The following is a 22,447-nucleotide window of genomic DNA, read 5'->3' on the forward strand; positions in this document are numbered from 1 at the left end:
CTATTAAATTTTATTGATGGTTGGGATTTATAAACTCACCGGATTTGCCACCGGTTTTTTTAGCCAGATAAATCGCTTCAATGGTCATTTCTTTGTCGACTGCTTTGCACATGTCATAAATGGTCAGGGCAGCCACTGAAACCGCTGTTAGGGCTTCCATTTCCACCCCGGTCTGACCGGTGTTTTTAACCACGGCTTCGATTAGAATTCGGGAATTTGCCTCATCAATTTGAAAATTAATGTCACTGCCGGAAATAAATATATTATGACACATCGGGATCAGATCAGCCGTTCGTTTAACACCCATAATTCCAGCAACCTGAGCCACTCCCAGAACATCGCCTTTTTTCATCTGGCCGTCGATGATTTTTTTAAGAGTCGCTTTTTTCATACTGATGGCTCCTCTGGCAACGGCCATTCTTTCGGAGCTTTTTTTCTCGCTGACATCCACCATTTTGCTGCGGCCCGCCTCATTAAAATGAGTGAACTCGACGATCTCTTTATCCATTTCGTCCATATCATCCTCCAATTTCGTTCATATTTCTTAGTAACTGCTTTTCATGTTCATTAATATGATGCTTTTCCGGTTTTTTATTAATCGCCTGTAGGAGAATTTCTTTATAGGTCATTCCGGCTTGATGCAGCGCCACCAGGTCAATTTCGAAGTCTGAATGGAGGCAGGGTTTGATTTTACCATCGGTGGTCACCCTAATCCGGTTACATTCGCTGCAAAAATGCTTACTGATGGGATTAATCAGACCGACTCTCCCCTTGGCTCCAGGCAGCTGGTAATACTCTGCCGGTCCGGTTTTGTCCGGGATCAGTAGTGGTGTTAACGCTGGCACGCGCTTTAGCACCTCATCATTGGACAGGTATTTATTTTCTGCAAAACCGCTGGATTCACCCAGCGGCATCAGTTCAATAAACCGCACATAAACAGCTTCGTCCCGAGTATAATTGACAAAGCTTTCAATTTCATCATCATTAAACCCCTTGATCAGCACCGTGTTGATTTTAATGGGATGCATTCCCGCTGCCTTGGCGGCGGCAATCCCGGCAAAAACATCTTCCAGGTGCCCCCACCGGGTAATCTCATGAAATTTGACCGGATCAAAGGTGTCCAGACTGATATTCACCCGGTTTAAGCCTGCCGCTTTTAAATCTTTGGCGTATTTCGGCAAGAGAATCCCATTGGTGGTCATAGTGAGATCCTCAATCCCGGGAATCTCGCCAATTCTTCTGACCAAATCAACAATCCCATGGCGCACCAGCGGTTCTCCGCCAGTTAAGCGAATCTTATTAACCCCCAGGGACACCCCAGCTTTAATCAGATCCAGAATTTCTTCAAAGGACAAATTCTTCTGATGCGGATGTTTCTCAATTCCCTCCTCCGGCATGCAGTAAACACATCTTAAATTGCATAAATCGGTGATGGAAATACGCATGTAATTTATTTTTCTTCCATAATGATCCTTCATCTGTTTCCTGCTTTCTCCCCTGATGTCTAGGGTTTAACGATTTCTCCCGGCTGCTCCAGTTCATATCCCCCCAGCCGTTTTAGTGCTTCTTTAAATTGTTCTGATTTAAGTACCTTGATAAATATCTGCACCCGGGGATCGTCCAGATTTTCTTTTAAAATAACAAAATCATAGGCTTCATCACCAATCGGGATAAAATCCAGATCCATCATATTGGCGGCCGATAAAACCCCGATCCCGACATCGCAGGAACCGGACGCAACCGCCGAAGCCACCATCATATGGGTGTTCATTTCCCGGCTATAGCCCAAAATCTGATTGGCATCGAGCTGCTTTTGTTTTAATAAGTAATCCAACAATACCCGGGTACCTGAGCCCCGCTGCCGATTAACGAAACTGATATCTGGTCGGATCAGGTCGGTAATTCCCTGAATATTTTTGGGATTGCCTTTGGGTATAATCATCCCCTGGGTTCGTTTAACCCCTTTAATCAACACGACCCCCTCGTCAGCCAGATAACGCTTTAAATAGCAGAGATTATATATCCCGGTTTGTTCATCCAGCAAATGGATCGGGGCAATATGACACTCGCCTTTTTTGATTGCCATAATCCCACCCAGACTACCCACATGGGCCGAAGACAAGTTTACCAGTTCTTTGTTTTGATGAATGATATTGGCAACGATATCCATCAATACATCGTGACTGCCAATCGAAACCAGGGTATTTTCAATTTCTTCCCGGGGCCGCATCAGAATCAGCTCGACCTCTTCCCCGGCTTCATACCCTTCGACATTTTTGGGAATCTTCAAAATACCGTCAGCATTAACCAATGACATGGTCACCCCTGCGCCCCGATCCAGCGGCGTAGCCACAAAGCGCTGATTGACCCGACCACATTTCATCCGGACAAACTCCAGATACTTAAGCGATGACATCAGACGTTTTGAAAGCACTGCTTTGATGGTGACTCCCTCCGTCAGGATCTGATGGTTAAAGGCCAGAATTACCGGTTTAACAAAGCTTTCAAAGACAAAATAGGCAGAGACCGGATAGCCGGGAATCCCGATCACCGGTTTTCCCTGAATCATTCCCAAAACCACGGGTTTTCCCGGTTTAATGGCGACGCCGTGAACCACTACTTCACCCAGTTCTGCAATCAGCTTGCGGGTGTAGTCTTCGGTTCCGGCTGAGGAACCAGCGGAAATCAGCACCACATCATTTTCATCAACAGCTTTAATGATCGCCTTTTTGATCACCTCGTAGTCATCCTGTACTGTCGGGTAACGTCGGGCTTTGCCGCCATATTCTTTGACCAGCCCCGCAAACATATGGGTATTGGAATCAATTATTTTTCCTACCGCCATCGCTTCCCCGGCTTCCACCAGTTCGGTACCGGTGGGAATAATCCCCACCCGGGGTTTGTCCATCACTTCAATCTCCGTAATGCCGCCAGCCAGCAGGGCCCCCAGATCGATTGGGCGAACCCGGTGAAAAGCCGGGATAATCAACTCTCCGGCAACGATATCTTCACCAATTGGCCGGACATTCTGCCACAACGAAACCGGATTGTTGATGCTGACTTCATTATCACTTTTTATGATCACATCCTCAATCATCACCACCGCATTGTAGGGATCAGCAATTACATCTCCAGTATCGACAAAATTAAAATCGTTTCCTTTTATCAACGTCCGGGGATGACGTTCATCCACGCCGACCATCGTCATGGCTTCCACGCAGATGCCATCCATGGCCGAGGCATTATAATAGGGCGATGAAATTTTCGCAAAAACTGGCTCTTTCGTCACCCAGCCCTGGGCTTCGATGACGGGTAGAACACGGCCTTTTTGATGCGCTTCGGCAAAGGATAATAAGGCCAGATACTTGGACACTGCCAGATTGAGATCTTCATTTTTTAAATATAAATTCCGTTCGTCTTTTTTTCCGGTATTTTCAGTATTCATTATTCCCTCCAGTTCAGATCTAAGTAGTCAGTCTACGAGCTTTTTAAAACAGGGTTACCAAAACCTGATCGCCAGTATTTTTTCCTTCTTCGTTTTCGGTAATTTCAATATAACCGTCAGAATACGCTAACAGCGTAATCATTCCCGATTTACCGTGAGTAGGCCGGACTTCGATGCCATTTTCAGTCTTTTTTATGGCCACGGTCTGGAAAGTTCGTCGGCCCGGGGCAGCATGAACATTTTCCGTAAGCACCCCCTGGACGGTCAGATCGTTTACACTATCCTGTCCATAATACAAGCGCATAAATTCCTGTAGTACGATCATCATCACCATAATAGCGGCTGGCTGGCCCGGTAAACCGATTACCGGTTTTTGCGAAACGGTTCCCAAAATCGTCGGTTTTCCCGGTTTAACTGCCAGACCATGGAGCAGCACCTGCCCCAGTCCATCAATGACCTGAACGGTATAATCCTTTTCGCCCATCGAACTTCCACCAGAAAGGATCACCATCTCGCCGTTTTCGATGCCCTTTTGCACGGCTAAGCGAATCTCCTCGCGGTCATCTCTGGCGTAGGCGGTTGAGATGACCTCGGCGCCCAAACGTGTTGCCACCGCTGCCAGCGCCGGGGTGTTAATGTCAATCACTTCCCCAGGTTTAGGTGTTTCACCAGGCCGAATGATTTCATCACCAGTGGAAATAATGCTGATCCGGGGACGCTTAAAAACCTCGATCTGCAAATAACCCAAAGCTGATAAAACGCCGATGTCCTGAGGTCTTAACTGATGGCCCCGGGAAAAAACCAGTTCCCCCTTTCTGATGTCATCACCAATTTGCATCATGTTTTCATTAGCACCGGCATTGGTGTAAATGGCCAGGTCTTTTTCTCCCAGTTTTTCAGTATACTCAATCATAATCATGGCTTCAGTACCGGCTGGTACCATCCCCCCAGTTGGAACATAGAAGGTTTCACCCTGGTTAAGGCGCTCGGCGGTTTCTTTGCCCATCTGGACTTCTCCGGCGATTCTTAAAAAGCCCGGTATGGCCTGGGACGCTCCTTGAACGTCGGTTAGTTTCACCGCATACCCATCAACCACGGATCGATCAAAGTGCGGAACATCGATAGTCGATACAAGATCAGCCGCCAGTATCCGCCCTAATCCATGGCTTAAATCAATGGTTTCATTCTCTAGCGCGATATCTATAAATGACTCATTGATAATTTTTTTCATCTCATCAATGGTTTTTACTTTTAATAACTCCATTTTTTTCTCCTTACCGACCATTTTTTTCATTCGGTGTCTGCTTTCTATTCTAACGATTATTGTCAGAAAAAACAATATCAATTCAAGACTTTAATTTTTCGTTAAAAATTGTTATACTAAAATGAATAGTTTTTATTGGACTTAAGGAGGTGGCGCAATGTCACGTTATGAACGCAATTTTCCAGCTTTTTCCGAACAGGACTTTGAGCGCATTCAACATGCCACAATTTGTATCGTCGGCTGTGGCGGTTTGGGGGGCTATATCATTGAGATGCTGGCCCGAGTCGGGATCGGTTCACTGATTTTGATTGATGGTGATGTCTTTGAAGATTCCAACCAGAACCGCCAGATTTTCTCAACCGAGAAAAATATTGGCACCCCCAAAGCTAAAGCGGCAGCAGCCCGGGTCAAGTTGATCAATAAAGAAGTGACGACCACCTATTATCACGATTTTCTCGACGAGGAAAACGGTTTTTCCTTGATTGGCGATGCCGATCTGGTGATGGATGCTCTGGATAATGTACCAGCCCGGCTGACCCTCCAGACCTTGTGTAAGGAAAAGAACATCCCCCTGATCCACGGTGCCATCGGCGGCTGGTTTGCCCAGATCACCACCGTTTTTCCGGAAGATGATACCCTGTCCCGACTCTATGTCGGTGAAAAAGAATACGACTCCAAGGCTCTGGGCAACCCATCCTTTACTCCGGCTCTGGCAGCATCGCTACAGGTATCTGAAGCCTTGAAAGTCCTAACCGGCAAAGAAGAAATTTTGCGAAACAAACTGTTATATATCGATTTATTGGCCAATGACTTTTTTACATTTAATATTTAGGAGGAAAACATGTATCGAACTGGAATAATGACCTTAAGTGATCTGGGCTCGAAGGGCCAACGGGAAGACAAAAGCGGTCCGATGATTGCTACGATGCTGGCCGAAACCAAACTTTATGAGGTAGTCAAAACCATCATTCTTCCGGATGATCTGGACACCATTAAAGCTGCCCTGATAACCTGGGCCGATGAAGACCATCTGGATCTGATTCTGACTACCGGAGGCACCGGCTTTTCCGGACGGGACTGGACCCCGGAGGCCACCATTGCCGTCTGTGACCGGATGACTCCCGGCATCCCCGAAGCGATGCGTTATCACAGCCTGCAGATCACCCCCAAAGCAATGCTCAGCCGCAGTGCCGCCGGTATCCGCAAGCAAACCCTGATCATCAACCTCCCCGGCAGCCCCAAAGCCGTCAAAGAAAACCTTGAAGCCATTCTGCCAGCCCTGGATCACGGCCTGGAGATGCTCCAGAGCAGTGGCTCCGCCAATTGCGCCGAACCCATCAAGTAACCTAAAAAAAAGCGTATCTCCCCATCTTGTGAGATACGCTTTTTACTGTTTATTTCCTAAAGTTCCATACCGTTTAAGATATCACGCAATTGAACCAGCTCATCAGCAGTCAACGTGATGCCCTTACGCATTTTTTCGTGATCTGCATTCCAATCCCGGATATCATACTTGGGGTCCCGTTCATTCCAGCTAACCAAATTCAGCTCTTTCTGCCAACCACTGGGCAACTCGCTGAGAACACCGATTTCTTCTACAACTTTGAATGTTATTGCTGCCATCTTAACCTCACCTTATAATAATTCATCGAGTTTACCGCTAAACTCAATTTCTTTAAGCTCTGAAAAACCACCAACAAATGTCTCCCCTATAAAGACAAAAGGCACCGTATAATGATTGGTCTGATCCTGTAATTGGCGCCGGGTCTGCGCATCATTGTAAATATCAATTTCGGTGTACTTCAAACCCTTATCATCCAGAAGTTGTTTGGCGGCTCGACAATAGGGACAGTGGGCCCAAGTATATAATTTAATTTCTTTCATTTTTCAGGTCACCTTCCTTTTTAAAAATTTCTATTCCTCTTGAATTTTATCATATTATTTCATTTTAACCCTTATTTCCCAAGTGTCAACAAATAATTCTTAAATAATTGTAGAATTATTCAGTCAATTATCGTATTATTAATCTATTAACAATAAAAGGAGATTATCATGCAAAATGTAACGATCGTGGATCATCCACTTGTCATGCACAAATTGACCCACCTGAGAAAGATGGAAACACCGTCCCGGGAGTTTCGGGAACTGGTGAAAGAACTATCCAGCCTGATGGCCTGGGAGGTTACCAAGAATTTTCCGCTTAAAGAAATCGAGATTGAAACACCCATCTGCAAAACAACCCAAAAAGTACTGGCCGAAAAAGATGTGGTCATTGTCCCTATTCTACGGGCAGGTTTGGGCATGGTGGAAGGTTTTACCAACATCATCCCCAAGGCCAAAATCGGTCACATTGGTCTGTACCGTGATCCCGAAACGCTCCAGGCGGTGGAATACTACAAGAAACTGCCTTCTGATATTGCCGAACGAGAAGCCATAATTGTCGACCCGATGCTGGCCACCGGGGTTTCGGTCATCCATACCATTCGCCTATTAAAAGAAGCCAACTGCCCCAATATCAAGGTGGTTCATATTCTGGCCTGCCCGGAAGGGATCAAAGCCGTCACCACCGCTTATCCTGATATCCCGATTTTTTGCGCTGCCATCGATGATCACTTAAACGACCACGCTTACATTGTGCCTGGTTTAGGTGATGCCGGTGACCGCCTTTTCGGTACCAAGTAAATTTTAAAATCATTTTTCAGGCAATAAGAAATCACACCAAGGCTTTTACTAATTGTCAGGAATCCAAACCCTGGAGGTTACCATGCAACAGTCACGATACAACTTATTTACCGCCATCGCGCTGATTGTTGGCGTCGTTATCGGTTCTGGTATATTTTTTCGAAGCGATAATATTCTGGTCGCCACCGGCGGCAATGTGTTTTTAGGTATTCTGGTCTTCGTCATTGCAGCCATCAGCATTGTCTTTGGTTGTTTAACCATTGCTGAACTGGCAGCCCGAACCGATCGTCCCGGCGGCGTTCTTTCCTACGCCAAGGAATTTATCAGCCCCAGCATGGGTTCTGCCTATGGCTGGTTCCAGACCTTTATATATTTACCCACCATCACCGCTATTCTGGCCTGGGTTTCCGGCATTTATTTCTGCATTCTCTTTAATGTCGAACAGACTCTGGAAGTTCAGATTCTGGTGGGGATCTGCTGTTTTTTGGTGCTTTATGCCACCAATATTCTGTCAGCCAAAATTGGCGGTCATTTTCAAAGTGCCGCCATGGTCATCAAACTGATTCCGCTGGTTATCATCGGCTTTGCCGGTCTGATCTTTGGCGGTACCGCAGACCATTTCACCAGTACAGCCATCTCTGAAATCGGCTCTACCAGTTGGATTGCGGCTATTGCCCCGATTGCCTTTTCATTTGACGGCTGGATTATATCCACTTCAGTGGCCTATGAAATAAAAAACAGCAAACGAAATCTGCCCCTGGCCCTGGTAATCAGTCCGATGATTATTCTGGTGCTTTACATTATTTATTTTGTGGGCATTTCAAATCTGGTGGGGCCGACCGAAATAATGAACAGTGGCGATGCCCATCTGGACTATGCTGCCAATATGATTTTGGGTCCCAGTGGCGCCAAAATCCTGATGCTCTTTGTGTTCATCTCGGTACTGGGAACCCTCAATGGCTTGGTCATGGCAATGATCCGGATGCCTTATGCCTTGGGTCTGGATCAAATGATCCCTAAAGCCAAAGCAATGACGAAGATTTCGTCTCACTTTGATTTTCCGGTCAATTCAGCTTTTTTTGCCCTAATCATTGTTGGATTCTGGTTGATGGTTCATTATTTTGCTCAGAAATATAAGCTGTTTCCGAATTCCGATATTTCCGAAATCGCCGTTGTCGCCAGCTATCTGTTGTACCTGGGCCTCTACTATAAAGTTTTTTCACTGTGGCGAAAAAAAGAAATCAAAAGCCTGTTCCGGGGCCTGATCTGTCCTCTTCTGGCTGCCATTGGCTCGTTGATCATTTTCTCCGGAGGCATTCAGAATCCGCTATTTGGCCTTTATTTTGCCATTTGCGCCATTGTTTTTGGGGCTGGATACAGCTATTACCATTTTGCCGTCTTAAAAAAACAACTAAAAAAATAATTTTTTTGATTATTTGTGTTAATTAAAAAAATTTGGGTAAATAAAGAATATAGCTTTTCTCCTCAAAGCATATTATATTAGAAGCGGAACACCCTCACCGGGGTGTTCCGCTTCTCTTTTTGATAAAATTACGATGTTTTTTATGCTGCCATGATTTGTCCTGATCAAACGTAGATGATATTCACTTCTTTATTGATGCTCCGCAGCATATCAATCAGTTTTTGGGTCACCCGCCATTTTGTCGTCAGTTCCTCCGGAAAGTCCGGGTTCTGATGGGCCGGATTAATCGAATTCCCCATGATTAAATCAATGGTGGTGCATTCATTCATTAAAATATTTGCCAGCATCGATGCGCCGTTTTTTTCCTGAAATATTTCCCGACCACAACGATTATTCATATAATCTTCACAGATCCGCAAGGTTTCCTGAAGGGTCAATACCCCCTCTGTTACCAGATCGATCCCTTTAATGGTAGCGATCGGCGGCACCCGATCCGACATGGTCGAAAAATCAACCTTGACCTCTTCGCCGAATTCCCGGGCCACAATATTGGCAGCGGTTCCGCCACAGACAATCTTTTTGCCCCGGGCCCGCTCCAGCAGCCGTTTAATCTCGGCATCCTTCTCCTGATCCAGCGGTGGCCCCGAAAAAATGGTGATATATTTTCGTTCTTCCACCTTAATGACGGCCACCGTGGTATCATCTCCCGGTTCTTCGCCATAAAGGTTGTAGCAAGTATCCACCAGTGCCATCGAAATGTCCTTGGCCTTTTTGTTTTCATAGGAGCGTGCCAGAACGTAATCCGCCGCTTCTTCCCATTGCCAACCAAAGTTTAACAAATGGCCAATCCCGGCATGAATCACACCATCACTGAAAAAGGCCATAATATCGCCTTTTTCGATTTCCATTGAGGTTTCATAAACCGATTTTCCCTGGAATTCAATTTCTTTTCGTTCCAGTTCGATAATCTCCCCATCCCGGATAAACACCAGTGGCGGGTTATCAAATTCCAGAATATAAGCCATCCGGTTTCTAAATACCTGCACAATCGTAAAGGTCGAGTAAGCCATATGGCGAACGCTGCATTTAGGTAGGGTTGCTTCCAGGGTTTCGAGCACATCCATAATCCCCATTTTTTCTTCCAGCATGGTGGCCGCAATGGTAGAGGTCAGGGTTGCCAGAATATTGGCTTTGACGCCGCTGCCCATGCCATCAGCCAGCACCACTATGACACTTTCATCATTGATCCGAACTTCCACATTATCGCCGCAAAGCTCTTCATGAACCTTGTTGACACTATCGCTGGCAATATCCATAAATAACGCCATTAAACTTCAACCTCCCGACTGGTTACCACTTTCTGGAGCTTGGTCAGGGTCACCTTGGTTTCAGCCGTGGTTTCACCCAGTAAGCCAGCAATTTCGTGGGCAACCCGCATTTGTTTGTCGATAACCCGTTGGGCCATTTTCAGGGTTTCTTCCTGAATTTTCTGCATGTCCTGCTCCTGCTTTTCCTGGCGGGTGATGTCAATAAATATTCCCATATACAGCTCCTGCTCGGGAATATAGGTCAAGATTTCCATAAAGGTGCGGTTTTCTCTTTCGTAGTGACCTTTGCCGGTATAGGTATTGCCCCGGTCATGATTGAGTTTTCTAAAGGGATTGTAATCCAGAGCGTCGACAAAATTGTAACGCATCACATCTTCCTTTTTCATATTAAAGAGGCGTTCCGCCGCAGCATTAAACTCGATGATCCGGAATTTTTTATCCAGCACCGCAATGGCGTTGGGGGTGGTGGTGATAATCAAATTCGAAATGGCTTCGGTCTTACTGGTGATCAGTGGCAGACACATATCCAATTCCGCCATATTCCAATAAACCGCCCGGGCCTTATCCCGACAGGTTTCATAACCACAGGTTCCGCAATTCAGTTCGTCCCGTTCCGTAAATTTGGACATCTGGTTGAGGATTTTTTCCAGCTCTTCGGTCGGTACCTCGCCCAAATGATGAACGGGCCGTTTATGAAATGAACGCCTGGTATCAACCGCTGGAATATCGGTGGAGGGTTCCTTTTTACTGTTTAAATCAATATAGGTCTGCAGCATCTCCACCTTTTCATATTTAGACAGCGGACTGTGAATATTACCCGGGCCATTGACACAGCCCTCCTCACAGGCGTTCATTTCGATCCAGTATTTTTTATCCAGCTGGTGAATCTCATCAAGAAACTCCATACAGTCCCTGACTCCATCAATACGCAAAATTTTCCGGCTGCCATCGAGATTTTCGACACTGTTTTTAGCCAATCCGCCAGTAATCGGATAAAGCCGTCCGGTATTGGTACCAATGGCATTAAATTCTTCCATCGGCATTTTATTGGGGATGATGTTTTCTTTTTTAATCCAGCTGTCAATTTCATCGAAGGTTAAAACCCCATCAATGATGCCCCGGACATCCTTGTCGTGTACCTCCATTTTCTTAGCCAGGCAGGAGCCGGCATAGACAATTTTGGCATTAGGATATTTTTCACGAAGAATCTTGCCATGGGCAATCATCGGTGAGACCTGACGACTCAGCGATGAGAGATACTGAGGATAGTAAATCTCAATGAGGTTTTTGATCTGCCGCACAGGATGACGAAATAATAAATTTCTTATCACTGCGATACTCATCGGCATAGGCCTTGGCCACCACTTCGGCACCAATCGAGGTCTCCTCGATAATCGTGAAGCCCAGCTCCCGAAGAATTCCCAGATACTGGCGGGGATGATCCAGATAATAAGCTGTCGGGAATACCGCTGACAAGCTTAGCACCACCTGCTCGGTTTTCAGCCATTGCTTGATGGTATCGACATCACTATGAATTTCTTTGGCGTTATGGGGACAGGTAGCAATACAAACACCACAGCCAATACACATGGACTGAATAATCTGAGCATGTTTATCCTTAAGCTTTATGGCTTTCACCGGACAATTCCGAATACATTTATAACAATTACGGCATTTATTTTTTGAAAAATTGATAATACTCAATTATTTTCCCCCCATAATTTTCTCGAAGACTTCTTCCACATTGTCAACAGACACAGCATAGATGATCTCATCACATTCCACAGCCACACCCTCGGTGCATTTTCCCATACAAAACGATCCCACCAATTCAACCTCATCCCCCAGCCCCCGCTGATCAATGATCTGGTTCATCGCTTTCACCACCTTATACGATCCATTTACATGACAGGCACTGCCAACACATACTCTTATTGTCTTCATCACATTTTCCTTTATCAAAATTTCTAGCTCAATCTGATTGATTCATGGTATCATCAGATTTTTTGTCTGTCAACGGCTGGGCAAAAATGTCATGGTAAAAGACATTTTACAAAATGAGATCAAAATAAGGATAAAAAAACGTACAGTTTTTGATCAATTTTTCGCTACACGCAACACTTTTGTGCGCTTTTTTTAAGGGTCATTCCCGTTGCTGTGAATAAATGATCGGTTCCTGGGTATTTACTAACGCAAAGACAAAATTCCACTGCAGGCTTGACTCAAACTATCTGATTTGATAGAATAAAATCAATTAAATACGGTTTCATAGTGAAAACAAACAATCCGAATTGATGAACCTACGGTTTTCTATGGTTTATCAATCGTTAGAGTCTCGTTAGAAATGACGATGCTTTCCAGTGTGTAGAGGATGGTTAACGCAGAATTTTCGATTGTTTTTTGAGCAATCGATTATTTTTTTTGGATTCACTTCTCTTTATTGTCGTCTTTAGAGTATCTGCTCTTTTGATAAAATATTTTAGGAGGAAGAAAATGAAAAAGAAATTGTCACTATTGGTTATTGTTTTGTTTGTTTGCACCATTGCCCTCAGTACGCTGGGCTGTACTCCGGCAAAAAAAGACTTAGAGCCCGGCTCCAACGGAGAAATCATTCTGGCCACCACCACCAGCACCCAGGACAGCGGTTTGCTGGAAGAAATTCTGCCCGATTTTGAGGCCCAAACCGGAATTGCCGTCAAGGTTGTCGCCGTGGGCACCGGTAAAGCCATGGAAATGGGGAAAGCTGGTGAGGCTGATGTCCTTTTAGTACATGCCATCACCCAGGAGGAACAATTTGTCAAAGACGGTTATGGGGTTGAACGTTTTGCCGTTATGCATAATGACTTTGTGGTGCTGGGACCAAAAGAAGACCCGGCCAAGGTCAAAACGACAGCTGCTGATGATGCGGTTAAAGCCTTTACTGCCATTGCCGCCGTGCCCGCAACCTTTGTCTCCCGGGATGATAAATCTGGCACCAATACCAAAGAACTGGAAATCTGGAAAGCTGCCAATATTACTCCAGCTGGTGACTGGTACATAAAAACCGGCACCGGGATGGGCGAAACCCTGACCGTCACCAATGAAAAACTGGGCTACACTCTGGCAGACCGGGCCACTTACGCCAACATGAAAGACACCATGGCTAATCTGGAAATCGTCTGCGAAGGTGATGAAATGCTTAATAACCCATATGGGGTTATTGCCGTCTCGCCAAGTATTAATGACCAGATCAATGCCGAAGGTGCCCAGGCGTTTGTGGATTGGATCGTATCTCCTGAAACTCAGGAACTGATCGCATCCTATAAAGTCAATGGCGATCAACTATTTGTTCCGGACGCTGTTAAAAAATAACAATCAATTGAGATCCTGGGAGATGTCATCTTCCAGGATCTCATTATGGAGAAATCAATGGACTACATACTCAATGGTTTTGTTGAAGCCTTTCGGCTGATTTTTTCCTTTGACCCTGAAATCATTCAAATTGTTCTCTTATCGCTTTTCGTCTCTTTTTCATCGACCCTTTACGGAACCTTGATTGGGGTGCCCCTTGGCATCATTCTGGGAATCAATAATTTTCGAGGCAAAAAAGTGGTCTCCCGGTTGCTGTATACCTTTATGTCATTTCCACCGGTTATCATCGGTTTGTTTACCGCCCTCTTTTTGGCCCGTTCGGGACCCTTCGGCCAGTTTCAGCTGATGTACACCCCTACCGCCATGATCATTGCCCAAACCATTCTGGTGACGCCGGTTATTATGGGCATCGTCTTTAACCATGCCAGCACCAGCGGCTACGAGGTGGTGCAAACCGGTAAAACATTGGGAGCCCAGGGACTTAATATCCTGATATTGCTGGTTCTGGAGCTAAAAGGGGTCATTATGATTGCCCTGGTAACCGGTTTTGGTCGGGCCATTTCGGAAGTTGGTGCCGTTATGATTGTTGGCGGCAATATCCGGGGCTTCACCCGGGTGATGACCACCTTTATCGCCATGAATAACAACATGGGCCAATACAGTGTTTCGATTGCCATGGGTCTGATTCTGATGACCATCTCGTTTATCACCAATTCTGTTTTATATCACTTTATCATGGGAGATCAGAATGAATATCAAGACTAGCCATATTGTTAAGACCTATAAACAAAAAAAAGTGCTTCATCTGGATGGCCAATATGGTGAGCTGTTTTTTGAGTCCGGCCAAATTCATGGTATTATTGGGCCCAACGGTTCTGGAAAAACCACCTTGATGAAAATAATAGCGGGCCTGATCGCTCCTTCCTCTGGAACGATACGCTACAATGATCATCCCTTATGTCAGGATATTTTTTCCCAAATGACCTACTCCACCCATACCCCTACGCTTTTTTCCCGATCTGTCTATGAGAATATTGCCTACCCGTTAAAAATCCGCAACTATGAAAAAGACCGGCTCAATCAGACGGTGTCGCAACTGCTGGAAGAATTTGATATCAGTGAAATCAAAAATCAGAATGCCCGCCGTCTTTCCGGTGGCGAATCCCAAAAAACCGCATTGGCCCGGGCGCTGTCTTTTTCGCCGCAGGTACTTTTTTTAGACGAACCAACTGCCAATATTGATCCCAAAAGTATCCAGCTCATTGAAACCGCCCTTAAAAAACGAAATCAAGACCAGGGCTTGACCATAATCATCATCACCCATAATCTCAGCCAGGCCTTCCGGATCTGTACCCACTTGACTTTTCTCGATCAGGGCTCCTGTCTGTTTTCCGACACCCCGGAAAAAATCATGACTTCCACCCATCCAACCATCGATGAATTTATCTCATTCAATCGATTTTAAGGTTTTATTGTCATAACTAAAGGCATATTAAGCTTAAATTTTTTTTTATTCCTGTTTTTTATCTGAGCTGACATGAAATTTTGATTGCAAAAACAGGGATCTTATAGGTATAATTATTACTTAGTCCTGACTTTATAACAGGTCATTATATTGGGAGGAAAACCATGAGATATGTACCAACATTTTGCCTGCGTGAAGGAATGATGTTAGGAAATAATCTTTGGGGTGAACGGGGTGAGCTGATACTTGCCAAAGATACGGTTCTGACTGAAGATTATATCGAACGAATAAAAAAACTGAATTATAATGGCATCTATGTTGAAGACGATCTAACCAAAGACATTCAAATCATCAATATCATCAATGACCGGGTTCGCGCCGAAACGGTTAAATGTGTGAAAGACGTCTTTATTACCACCGAAAATAAAGGTTCTTTAAAAAAGAATACCTTTAATGATATGCAAAAACAGATTGAATCCATTGTTGATGAGATTCTTCAAAATAGCCACATGGTCATTAATATGGTGGATTTGAAGGTTTTTGATGATTATACTTATTTCCATTCAGTGAATGTCGCCGTCCTTTCCATCGTTCTGGGAACCGCCCTGGGCTTACGCCGGGAACAATTATGCGATCTGGGAATCGGTGCTATTCTGCACGATATCGGCAAGGTTTTTGTCAAGAAAGATATTCTCTGCAAAGCCGGAGTTCTTTCTGATGACGAATCCTGTGAAATGCAAAACCATTCCACCCTGGGTTATGATTATATCAAAAAAGTATCAAACATCAATTTGTCCGCCCGAATCGGGATTCTCGATCACCATGAAAAATTCGGCGGCGGCGGTTATCCCAACGACTTAAAAGAAGAGAAAATTTCGCTCTTTGGACGGATCATTGCCATTGCCGATGTCTACGATGCCATGACCTCCGATCGCCCCTACCGTAAAGCCATTATCCCTTCGGAAGTTATCGAATACATTATGGGTGCTTCTCATACCCTTTTCGATCCGGATCTGGTTGATGTCTTTATCCGCAAGATTGCCCCCTATCCGATTGGCACCTGCGTGGAACTGAGCAACCGGCTAACCGGAATTATCATTGAGAATTATGAGAACTTTTCGATGCGACCCAAGGTTCGGATCTTTAAGAAAGACGGCGAAGATGTGACCCCTTTCGAACTCGATCTCAGTAACCGGGCCTTCCTGAATATTACCATTACCAGCATTCTATAGCTATACCCAAACTGCACAACACCAACAGAGTCATGTTTCTGGCAACGGAGCATGACTCTGTTTTTTTCATTTAAAAATCCCGGTTGCCAATTCTAATTTCATTGCTATCCGCTTGATTACATGTTAGAATAAATTATTGTAATAGTGCTTATCCATAAGCAATGAATCGCTTAATCAACCCTGGGGAAAGCCTGGGGATTTTTTTGCTTAAATAGATGGTTTCGATACCACGGAGGATTTATGAATTGAAAAAAAATACCGAAAAGATTATACAAGTTAATAACCTGGTTAAACACTATGGGGATAAAACCATCATTGATGAAATTAATTTTTCCATCCGCCCCAATGAATTTCTGACCATCCTCGGCCCCAGCGGCTGTGGTAAAACCACCCTGCTGCGAATGATTGGGGGATTTGAAACCCCGGACTCTGGAGACATTCTTTTTGAAGGACGAACCCTGCTCAATATCCCGGCCAATAAACGGCCGATTAATACGGTTTTTCAGAAATATGCCCTGTTCCCCCATTTAAATGTCTATGACAACGTTGCCTTTGGACTAAAAATTCAAAAGAAATCCAAAGACGAAATCGATCGGCTGGTTCAAGAAATGCTGCGAATGGTTAATCTTCAGGGCCATGAACAACGGGATGTCAATTCCCTAAGTGGTGGTGAGCAACAACGGGTCGCCATTGCCCGGGCGCTGGTCAATCATCCCCAGGTGCTGCTGCTGGACGAGCCCCTGGGAGCCCTGGATCTCAAGCTGCGCAAAAATATGCAACTGGAGCTGAAAAATCTTCAGAAAAAAACCGGGATCACCTTTATTTACGTCACCCACGATCAGGAAGAAGCAATGACCATGTCCGATACCATCATCATTATGAACCGCGACCGGATTCAGCAGATCGGCTCACCGGTGGACATATACAATGAACCCCGAAACGCCTTCGCCGCTGATTTTATTGGCGAAAGCAATATTCTCGAGGCAGTAATGCTTAAAGACTGTCTGGTTAAACTTCAGGAAGTGGCCATTCCCTGTGTCGATAAAGGCTTTGAGGAAAATGAAGCCGTGCTCACCGTCATCCGTCCGGAAGATATCGAAATTCTCCCCCCTGGCGTTGGCTTTCTTGATGGTTTCATTGAAACGGTGACCTTTTTGGGGATGCACTATGAAATTGTCATGACCTGTCAGGGCATCAACTGGCTGATTCACACCACCCGGGAATTTTTCGCCGGAGACCCAATTAGCATCCAGGTTGACCCCAATAATATTCACATCATGAAAAAGGACAACGACCATGAAATCATTTAAGGAATACATCGCCTATCCCTATGGTCTGTGGATGCTGATTTTTATTGCGGTTCCGCTGTTGGTGGTGATCTGGTTCAGCTTTTTATCCAACCCGGATTTTAAGGCCGGGATCTACACCTTTACTTTGGAAAACTATCAGCAGTTTATGGATCCAGTGTATCTGGAATTATTATACCGCTCGTTTTTATATGCCGTCATTGCTACCCTGATCTGTTTTCTGATTGCCTATCCTCTGGGTAACCTGATCGTTTCCCTACCCGGCCATCGCCAAAATATGATGATTGTGTTGATGATCATTCCCATGTGGGTCAATTTTTTGTTGCGTACCTACGCCTGGATGGTCCTGCTTAGCGGCAGCGGTTTGATCTCCCAATTTTTCGGGCTGCTGGGCTTCCGGGATGTCAGTCTGCTGTACACCCAATCAGCGGTGATTCTAGGCATGGTTTATAACTTTTTTCCCTACATGCTGTTACCCATTTACACGTCCTTAAAAAAAATCGACCCGGATTTATTGCGGGCCGCCACCGATCTGGGGGCTAACCATTTCCAGATGTTTCTAAAAATCAAGGTACCGCTCAGTCTGCCCGGAATTGTTTCCGGCTGTATGATGGTCTTTATGCCAGCAGTCAGCACCTTTGTCATTTCAAACCTTTTGGGCGGCGGCAAATACATGCTGATTGGTAATCTCATTGAACAGCAGTTTTTAACCCTGAACAACTGGAACTTCGGCTCAGCAATATCAATGGTTCTGATGACAATCATCTTTCTGGTTCTCGGTATTGCCCGTTTAATTACCGGGAAAGAACTTGACACTGGAGGGCAGCTGCTATGAGAAAGTTCTTTAAAAACCTGGCCTTTGGTCTGATCCTGCTGTTTTTATACGCCCCGATTCTGGTATTGATTATTTATTCCTTCAATGATTCAAAAATCATGGGGCCCTGGGCTGGCTTTACCCTGAAATGGTATGTGATGCTTTTTCAGGATCGCTACATCCTCCAGGCCTTATATTATACCCTGATCATTGCCGTAGTAGCCACCACTGTTTCCACCCTTGTGGGAACAGTCTCAGCTCTGGGCATTTATCGGATGCGTTCTAAACTGAAACGCCCCTACCTGTTGCTCAATAACATTCCGGTGCTGGTACCGGATATTGTCATGGGGATCACCCTGATGTCGCTGTTTATTTTTATTGGCATGAAAATGGGCCTTACCACCATCATTATTGCCCACATCACCTTTTGTATTCCCTATGTGATCCTGGCGGTGCTGCCCCGGTTTAATCGGCTGCCGGAAAATATTTTCGAGGCCGCCCTGGATCTCGGTGCAACGCCTCGACAGGCTTTCTGGAAGGTACTGTTCCCGGAAATTCTACCCGGTGTGACCTCCGGCGCCCTGATTGCCTTTACCCTATCCATTGATGATTTTGTAATCAGTTTTTTTACGGCTGGCAACGGGGTCAGTAACCTGTCCATCACCATCTACTCCATGGCCAAGGCTGGCATCAACCCCAAAATCAATGCCTTGTCAACCATTATGTTCGGATGTATCATGGTCTTGTTAGTCCTAATCAACATCCGCAGTGAAAAAGGGATTAAAAATATTCAATAAAGCTTATGAGGAGAAAAGAATGAAAAAAATCGTATTAATTTTTGTCTTACTGTGTCTGCCCTTTCTGGCTGGTGGCTGCGGGTCTGATGATCGGGCCGAGCTGACGGTTTATAACTGGGGTGACTATATGGATCCGGAGGTGATCGCTCAGTTTGAAGAAGAATACAATTGCCGGGTCAATTATGAAACCTTTACCTCCAATGAAGACATGTATGTCAAGGTCAAAAACTCATCTGACACCTACGATGTCCTGGTGCCTTCTGATTATATGATTGAACGGTTGATCCAGGAAGAAATGCTCCGACCGATCACAAAAGACAATATCCCTAATCTGGCCAATATCGATGCTTCGGCCCAGAATCTGGCCTTTGACCCCGGCAATCAATACTCGGTACCTTATTTTTACGGGGTTCTGGGAATTGTTTATAACACGGCGCAAGTCACCGACCCGGTGGACAGCTGGAATCTGCTCTGGAACGACAAGTACGCTTCCAAAATTCTAATGTACGACAGCATCCGCGACAGTATGGGCGTCTCGCTGAAGCGATTGGGTTTCTCCATGAATGAAACCAGTGAAGCCAATATCAATGCCGCCCGGGATGCCCTGATTGCCCAGAAACCGCTGGTGATGGCTTATGTCACCGATAATGTCAAGAGCTTAATGGCCAGCGGTGATGCGGCCATGGCAGTGGTTTACTCCGGCGATGCGGCGATTATCATGAGTGAGACCGACAGTCTTGATTTTGCGGTTCCCAAGGAAGGTTCCAATGCCTTCTACGATAATTTTGTTATTCCCAAAAATGCCAAAAACCCGGAATTAGCCGAACAATTCATCAATTTTATGCTGACTCCGGAAATTGCCGCCAAAAATATTGAATATGTCGGTTACTCCTCACCCAACGCTCCGGCCCTGGCCCTACTGGATGCCAGCTGGTCTGAAAATGCCGGTTTTAACATCAGCAAAGAAGATCTGGCCCGCAGCGAAATCTTTAAAGATCTCCCCAATGATGTGATGGAGATTTACAACCGGGCCTGGACCGAGATAAACGTATCCAAATAATATAAAACAAAAGAACAACCTTTCCGGAGATTATTTTTCCGGGAGGGTTGTTCTTTTCTTGTGTTATTACGTTATTACGTTTTCACCCTTATTATTTCAATCGCTCATATGCCTTACCCACGGTGAGTCCCTGAAATACCGTGGTAAACAGCACAATGGCATAGGTGGCAATCAGAAAAATGCTGTAGGTATCCGCCGCCAGCGAAGTCCCCGTACCCATGACCAGTGCCAGACAAAGCCCTCCTTTTAAGCCAGCCCAGGTGAAAAATACCGTAAAACTGAATTTTGACATTTTTAATGGTAGATTTTTTACAAAGACCACATTTCCGAATACACCAGCGGTTCGGGCGATAGTATTGATTAATATTGAACCAATCAGAATGATCAAAATCCCCAGATTGGAGAATCCTTCGAGATTGCGGATATCCACAAACAAAAGCCCTACCAGTAAAAACAGAACCCCATTTAACAGGTTATCGATCACTCCCCAGAAATCATAAAACAGGTCATGGATTTCCTGGATTTCCTCATCCATCCCCCGTTTTTGCAAGCGGGCAATTCCGGTAGCGTAAAAGAGTCCGCAGATGACGGCCGCGATCGGCCCGGAAAAACCGAGATATTCGCAGATCAGATAAGCCGTCATCACCGTTAGAATACTGGTAAAGATTTTAATATATCGGTTTTTGGTCTGTTTAAAGACCACTGACAACAACAGTGCAACGATCAGTCCAACCGCCACCGCCCCTAGAATATCGGCAAACAGCCCCCAGACAAAGCTGACCAGGGTCAGTTCGGTGCCGGTTTGTTCAAGAATACTCATCAGGGTGGCAAAAATTGCCACCGCTACCCCATCGTTAAACAGTGACTCGCCTTCAATAATCAAAGACAATCGGTGGGGCAGGCCCACCTTGCTGAGGATGCTCATGGCTGAAATGGGATCTGATGGCGACACAATCGATCCCAGAATCAAGGCCTCCAGAAAACTCATGTTTAGCTGAAATAAATAGGCCAATCCGTAAAAAAGACTGCCATAAATAAGAATTGATACCATCGTTCCAATGATTGCCATTCTACCAATTAAAAACTTATCCTCATCAAAGTCATTGAATTTAATCCGGGAGGCGCCGCTAAAAAGCATGAAACATAGAACCCCATGAATCAGAAAATCATTGAAATTGAACTGCTTGACCAGATCCAGCAATTCTTCCGGCAATGTCAAGGCATGCAGCTGTTGAAGCAGGATCAGAATCAGACAAAAACCGAATCCAAAAACGACCAATCCAATTTCATAGGGTAGTTTGATTGTTTTTTCATTGATAAAGCTAAAGACCACCACCAAAAAAAGCACCACCGTAAATAGAATCAGCAGTTCATTAAAATTATACATCGATCTGTTATCCGTTAAACGCCTAAAATTTGTCGCTTCTTGGCCTCAAACTCCTGTTGCGTTAAGATTCCCTGATCACGAAGCTGACCCAGCTTGGCTAATTGAGCCAGTTGTTCGTCAAAATCCACATCCTGCTGGTAGCTTTGCTGCTGAGAAACCTGCTGCTGTTGATAGGCTTGTTGCTGTTGCTGAGCATAAGCCTGCTGATCTTTTTGGGCAAACCGCTGGGCCTGGCGACGACTGACATTATTTGATACGGCTGTGGCCGTTCCAGCCACAACGGCAGTTCTGGCTACTCCTCTTAATAATCCGGCCATTTAATTTTCCTCCTCTTCATCCAATTCGGCGGCATCCGGATGGATTCGCCCTTCTGAAACCAGTTTTCCATTAGCATTAATCAGGGCCCGTTTAAGATCCTTTGCCCATAATTGTTCAATGATCAATAACCCGGCGGCGTTGTTGGGTGCCAGTACCTCACCAACTTCTTCGGTATCTTCCATGGAAATCAACCCCGCTTTTTCCCGGTGCAGAGCAGCAATGGATTGGGCCAGTTCACCATCCAGATTATTCAGTTCCAATGACACTACATTCCCGTTCTCATCTTTTAGAATCACCGCCAGATCAAGTACGTTGATTATTTTCTTGCTGACCGCATCGGTTAAGGCACTCAGCACCTCTCCTTTAAACTGGTTCCCTTCAAACTCCAAAACAATGTAATCAATTGGACCACGCATCTGTTTCTCCCTTCTGTATATCGCAATGATATACGATCCATGTTTTTATTTTAAATTCTTGTATACTACTTTTTTATTTACCCAATAAAACGTTTTTTCACAAAAATAATTTTTTTGTTTTAATTTATTAAAAATGGGCATTATATTAATAGCATTTA

25 protein-coding genes and 1 riboswitch are annotated in these 22,447 nt (G+C 45.0%); of the genes, 12 read left to right on the forward strand and 13 right to left on the reverse strand.

What is annotated here, in order from left to right; genetic code table 11:
- Positions 1 to 10 precede the first annotated feature (10 nt).
- The 4 genes from moaC to CHL1_RS12220 are packed head-to-tail and all read right to left on the reverse strand — an operon-like array spanning position 11 to position 4,709.
- Positions 11 to 508: a cyclic pyranopterin monophosphate synthase MoaC gene (moaC, locus tag CHL1_RS12205; protein ID WP_139142412.1), complete on the reverse strand. Its 498-nt coding sequence runs from the start codon at positions 506 to 508 to the stop codon at positions 11 to 13.
- Between the two features lie 10 nt (positions 509 to 518).
- Complete coding sequence (moaA, locus tag CHL1_RS12210) at positions 519 to 1,478, reverse strand: GTP 3',8-cyclase MoaA (protein WP_148636258.1); 960 nt, start codon at positions 1,476 to 1,478, stop codon at positions 519 to 521.
- Positions 1,479 to 1,504: 26 nt separating this feature from the next.
- Complete coding sequence (locus tag CHL1_RS12215) at positions 1,505 to 3,445, reverse strand: molybdopterin biosynthesis protein (protein WP_250933143.1); 1,941 nt, start codon at positions 3,443 to 3,445, stop codon at positions 1,505 to 1,507.
- Between the two features lie 43 nt (positions 3,446 to 3,488).
- Positions 3,489 to 4,709, reverse strand: coding sequence for a molybdopterin molybdotransferase MoeA (locus CHL1_RS12220; protein WP_250933145.1), 1,221 nt, complete (start codon positions 4,707 to 4,709; stop codon positions 3,489 to 3,491).
- A 157-nt stretch (positions 4,710 to 4,866) separates the two neighbouring features.
- Between CHL1_RS12220 and CHL1_RS12225 the strand changes: the two genes are divergently transcribed.
- Together CHL1_RS12225 and CHL1_RS12230 are read left to right on the forward strand one after the other, a co-directional pair.
- The gene (locus CHL1_RS12225; RefSeq protein ID WP_070372780.1) at positions 4,867 to 5,541 is read left to right on the forward strand and encodes a HesA/MoeB/ThiF family protein; all 675 of its coding nucleotides are present in this window, start codon (positions 4,867 to 4,869) and stop codon (positions 5,539 to 5,541) included.
- Between the two features lie 9 nt (positions 5,542 to 5,550).
- Positions 5,551 to 6,054 carry a MogA/MoaB family molybdenum cofactor biosynthesis protein gene (locus CHL1_RS12230; RefSeq protein ID WP_070372781.1) on the forward strand — a complete coding sequence of 168 codons (504 nt, stop codon included), beginning with the start codon at positions 5,551 to 5,553 and terminating at the stop codon, positions 6,052 to 6,054.
- A gap of 56 nt (positions 6,055 to 6,110) precedes the next feature.
- Here CHL1_RS12230 and CHL1_RS12235 read toward each other — a convergent pair whose 3' ends face one another.
- Positions 6,111 to 6,332 carry a YdbC family protein gene (locus CHL1_RS12235; protein ID WP_070372782.1) on the reverse strand — a complete coding sequence of 74 codons (222 nt, stop codon included), beginning with the start codon at positions 6,330 to 6,332 and terminating at the stop codon, positions 6,111 to 6,113.
- Between the two features lie 12 nt (positions 6,333 to 6,344).
- Complete coding sequence (gene grxC / locus CHL1_RS12240; RefSeq protein ID WP_148636254.1) at positions 6,345 to 6,593, reverse strand: glutaredoxin 3; 249 nt, start codon at positions 6,591 to 6,593, stop codon at positions 6,345 to 6,347.
- 168 nt (positions 6,594 to 6,761) lie between these two features.
- Here grxC and upp point away from each other — a divergent pair, with 168 nt between their 5' ends.
- Positions 6,762 to 7,391, forward strand: coding sequence for a uracil phosphoribosyltransferase (upp, locus tag CHL1_RS12245; RefSeq protein WP_070372784.1), 630 nt, complete (start codon positions 6,762 to 6,764; stop codon positions 7,389 to 7,391).
- A gap of 82 nt (positions 7,392 to 7,473) precedes the next feature.
- Complete coding sequence (locus CHL1_RS12250; RefSeq protein ID WP_250933148.1) at positions 7,474 to 8,814, forward strand: APC family permease; 1,341 nt, start codon at positions 7,474 to 7,476, stop codon at positions 8,812 to 8,814.
- Between the two features lie 164 nt (positions 8,815 to 8,978).
- Here the strand turns inward: CHL1_RS12250 and CHL1_RS12255 are convergent, their stop codons facing one another.
- From CHL1_RS12255 to CHL1_RS12270, 4 genes are read right to left on the reverse strand one after another with little or no spacing between them, the layout of a single operon-like run.
- Positions 8,979 to 10,142, reverse strand: a complete 1,164-nt coding sequence (locus CHL1_RS12255; protein WP_070372786.1) for a SpoIIE family protein phosphatase — start codon at positions 10,140 to 10,142, stop codon at positions 8,979 to 8,981.
- Positions 10,142 to 11,473, reverse strand: a complete 1,332-nt coding sequence (locus CHL1_RS12260) for a [Fe-Fe] hydrogenase large subunit C-terminal domain-containing protein (protein ID WP_250933150.1) — start codon at positions 11,471 to 11,473, stop codon at positions 10,142 to 10,144. The genes CHL1_RS12255 and CHL1_RS12260 overlap by 1 nt, the downstream gene beginning before the upstream one ends.
- Positions 11,418 to 11,846 (reverse strand): 4Fe-4S binding protein, encoded by a 429-nt coding sequence (locus CHL1_RS12265; RefSeq protein WP_250933152.1) that lies wholly within the window; start codon positions 11,844 to 11,846, stop codon positions 11,418 to 11,420. Before CHL1_RS12265 ends, CHL1_RS12260 begins: the two co-directional genes overlap by 56 nt.
- A complete protein-coding gene (locus tag CHL1_RS12270) occupies positions 11,847 to 12,086 on the reverse strand; it encodes a (2Fe-2S) ferredoxin domain-containing protein (protein ID WP_148636251.1) in 240 nt (79 codons plus the stop codon).
- A 328-nt stretch (positions 12,087 to 12,414) separates the two neighbouring features.
- A riboswitch (molybdenum cofactor riboswitch) is annotated at positions 12,415 to 12,531 on the forward strand.
- Between the two features lie 104 nt (positions 12,532 to 12,635).
- Between CHL1_RS12270 and CHL1_RS12275 the strand changes: the two genes are divergently transcribed.
- The 8 genes from CHL1_RS12275 (at position 12,636) to CHL1_RS12310 (ending at position 20,168) form a co-directional block, all read left to right on the forward strand.
- Positions 12,636 to 13,493, forward strand: a complete 858-nt coding sequence (locus tag CHL1_RS12275) for an ABC transporter substrate-binding protein (RefSeq protein ID WP_250933154.1) — start codon at positions 12,636 to 12,638, stop codon at positions 13,491 to 13,493.
- A 45-nt stretch (positions 13,494 to 13,538) separates the two neighbouring features.
- Entirely contained in the window at positions 13,539 to 14,258 is a 720-nt protein-coding gene (locus CHL1_RS12280; protein WP_250933155.1) for an ABC transporter permease, read from the forward strand.
- Positions 14,242 to 14,958 (forward strand): ABC transporter ATP-binding protein, encoded by a 717-nt coding sequence (locus CHL1_RS12285; RefSeq protein WP_250933157.1) that lies wholly within the window; start codon positions 14,242 to 14,244, stop codon positions 14,956 to 14,958. The genes CHL1_RS12280 and CHL1_RS12285 overlap by 17 nt, the downstream gene beginning before the upstream one ends.
- Positions 14,959 to 15,122: 164 nt before the next feature.
- A complete protein-coding gene (locus CHL1_RS12290) occupies positions 15,123 to 16,190 on the forward strand; it encodes an HD-GYP domain-containing protein (RefSeq protein ID WP_250933159.1) in 1,068 nt (355 codons plus the stop codon).
- Between the two features lie 245 nt (positions 16,191 to 16,435).
- Positions 16,436 to 17,500, forward strand: coding sequence for an ABC transporter ATP-binding protein (locus tag CHL1_RS12295; protein ID WP_338078229.1), 1,065 nt, complete (start codon positions 16,436 to 16,438; stop codon positions 17,498 to 17,500).
- A complete protein-coding gene (locus CHL1_RS12300; protein WP_148636246.1) occupies positions 17,487 to 18,332 on the forward strand; it encodes an ABC transporter permease in 846 nt (281 codons plus the stop codon). Before CHL1_RS12295 ends, CHL1_RS12300 begins: the two co-directional genes overlap by 14 nt.
- Complete coding sequence (locus tag CHL1_RS12305; RefSeq protein ID WP_070372795.1) at positions 18,329 to 19,108, forward strand: ABC transporter permease; 780 nt, start codon at positions 18,329 to 18,331, stop codon at positions 19,106 to 19,108. The genes CHL1_RS12300 and CHL1_RS12305 overlap by 4 nt, the downstream gene beginning before the upstream one ends.
- Positions 19,109 to 19,127: 19 nt before the next feature.
- The gene (locus tag CHL1_RS12310; protein WP_070372796.1) at positions 19,128 to 20,168 is read left to right on the forward strand and encodes an ABC transporter substrate-binding protein; all 1,041 of its coding nucleotides are present in this window, start codon (positions 19,128 to 19,130) and stop codon (positions 20,166 to 20,168) included.
- Positions 20,169 to 20,259: 91 nt separating this feature from the next.
- On the opposite strand, the gene CHL1_RS12315 is transcribed toward CHL1_RS12310, so the two are convergent.
- Genes CHL1_RS12315 through CHL1_RS12325 form a run of 3 tightly spaced genes read right to left on the reverse strand, consistent with a single transcriptional unit; the run spans position 20,260 to position 22,289 of the window.
- Positions 20,260 to 21,555, reverse strand: a complete 1,296-nt coding sequence (locus tag CHL1_RS12315) for a cation:proton antiporter (protein WP_250933163.1) — start codon at positions 21,553 to 21,555, stop codon at positions 20,260 to 20,262.
- Between the two features lie 14 nt (positions 21,556 to 21,569).
- Positions 21,570 to 21,872, reverse strand: coding sequence for an SHOCT domain-containing protein (locus CHL1_RS12320; RefSeq protein WP_070372798.1), 303 nt, complete (start codon positions 21,870 to 21,872; stop codon positions 21,570 to 21,572).
- The gene (locus tag CHL1_RS12325) at positions 21,873 to 22,289 is read right to left on the reverse strand and encodes a DUF6325 family protein (RefSeq protein ID WP_250933165.1); all 417 of its coding nucleotides are present in this window, start codon (positions 22,287 to 22,289) and stop codon (positions 21,873 to 21,875) included.
- Positions 22,290 to 22,447 lie beyond the last annotated feature (158 nt).

Source organism: Acetobacterium wieringae (assembly GCF_023700225.1).
GTDB classification, from domain to species: domain Bacteria; phylum Bacillota; class Clostridia; order Eubacteriales; family Eubacteriaceae; genus Acetobacterium; species Acetobacterium wieringae.

Bases quoted from the DNA above. Each gene is read 5' to 3' on its own strand.
- moaC (WP_139142412.1), bottom strand. From the start codon at position 508: ATGGATAAAGAGATCGTCGAGTTCACTCATTTTAATGAGGCGGGCCGC.
- moaA (WP_148636258.1), bottom strand. From the start codon at position 1,478: ATGAAGGATCATTATGGAAGAAAAATAAATTACATGCGTATTTCCATC.
- CHL1_RS12215 (WP_250933143.1), bottom strand. From the start codon at position 3,445: ATGAATACTGAAAATACCGGAAAAAAAGACGAACGGAATTTATATTTA.
- CHL1_RS12220 (WP_250933145.1), bottom strand. From the start codon at position 4,709: ATGGAGTTATTAAAAGTAAAAACCATTGATGAGATGAAAAAAATTATC.
- CHL1_RS12225 (WP_070372780.1), top strand. From the start codon at position 4,867: ATGTCACGTTATGAACGCAATTTTCCAGCTTTTTCCGAACAGGACTTT.
- CHL1_RS12230 (WP_070372781.1), top strand. From the start codon at position 5,551: ATGTATCGAACTGGAATAATGACCTTAAGTGATCTGGGCTCGAAGGGC.
- CHL1_RS12235 (WP_070372782.1), bottom strand. From the start codon at position 6,332: ATGGCAGCAATAACATTCAAAGTTGTAGAAGAAATCGGTGTTCTCAGC.
- grxC (WP_148636254.1), bottom strand. From the start codon at position 6,593: ATGAAAGAAATTAAATTATATACTTGGGCCCACTGTCCCTATTGTCGA.
- upp (WP_070372784.1), top strand. From the start codon at position 6,762: ATGCAAAATGTAACGATCGTGGATCATCCACTTGTCATGCACAAATTG.
- CHL1_RS12250 (WP_250933148.1), top strand. From the start codon at position 7,474: ATGCAACAGTCACGATACAACTTATTTACCGCCATCGCGCTGATTGTT.
- CHL1_RS12255 (WP_070372786.1), bottom strand. From the start codon at position 10,142: ATGGCGTTATTTATGGATATTGCCAGCGATAGTGTCAACAAGGTTCAT.
- CHL1_RS12270 (WP_148636251.1), bottom strand. From the start codon at position 12,086: ATGAAGACAATAAGAGTATGTGTTGGCAGTGCCTGTCATGTAAATGGA.
- CHL1_RS12275 (WP_250933154.1), top strand. From the start codon at position 12,636: ATGAAAAAGAAATTGTCACTATTGGTTATTGTTTTGTTTGTTTGCACC.
- CHL1_RS12280 (WP_250933155.1), top strand. From the start codon at position 13,539: ATGGAGAAATCAATGGACTACATACTCAATGGTTTTGTTGAAGCCTTT.
- CHL1_RS12285 (WP_250933157.1), top strand. From the start codon at position 14,242: ATGAATATCAAGACTAGCCATATTGTTAAGACCTATAAACAAAAAAAA.
- CHL1_RS12290 (WP_250933159.1), top strand. From the start codon at position 15,123: ATGAGATATGTACCAACATTTTGCCTGCGTGAAGGAATGATGTTAGGA.
- CHL1_RS12300 (WP_148636246.1), top strand. From the start codon at position 17,487: ATGAAATCATTTAAGGAATACATCGCCTATCCCTATGGTCTGTGGATG.
- CHL1_RS12305 (WP_070372795.1), top strand. From the start codon at position 18,329: ATGAGAAAGTTCTTTAAAAACCTGGCCTTTGGTCTGATCCTGCTGTTT.
- CHL1_RS12310 (WP_070372796.1), top strand. From the start codon at position 19,128: ATGAAAAAAATCGTATTAATTTTTGTCTTACTGTGTCTGCCCTTTCTG.
- CHL1_RS12315 (WP_250933163.1), bottom strand. From the start codon at position 21,555: ATGTATAATTTTAATGAACTGCTGATTCTATTTACGGTGGTGCTTTTT.
- CHL1_RS12320 (WP_070372798.1), bottom strand. From the start codon at position 21,872: ATGGCCGGATTATTAAGAGGAGTAGCCAGAACTGCCGTTGTGGCTGGA.
- CHL1_RS12325 (WP_250933165.1), bottom strand. From the start codon at position 22,289: ATGCGTGGTCCAATTGATTACATTGTTTTGGAGTTTGAAGGGAACCAG.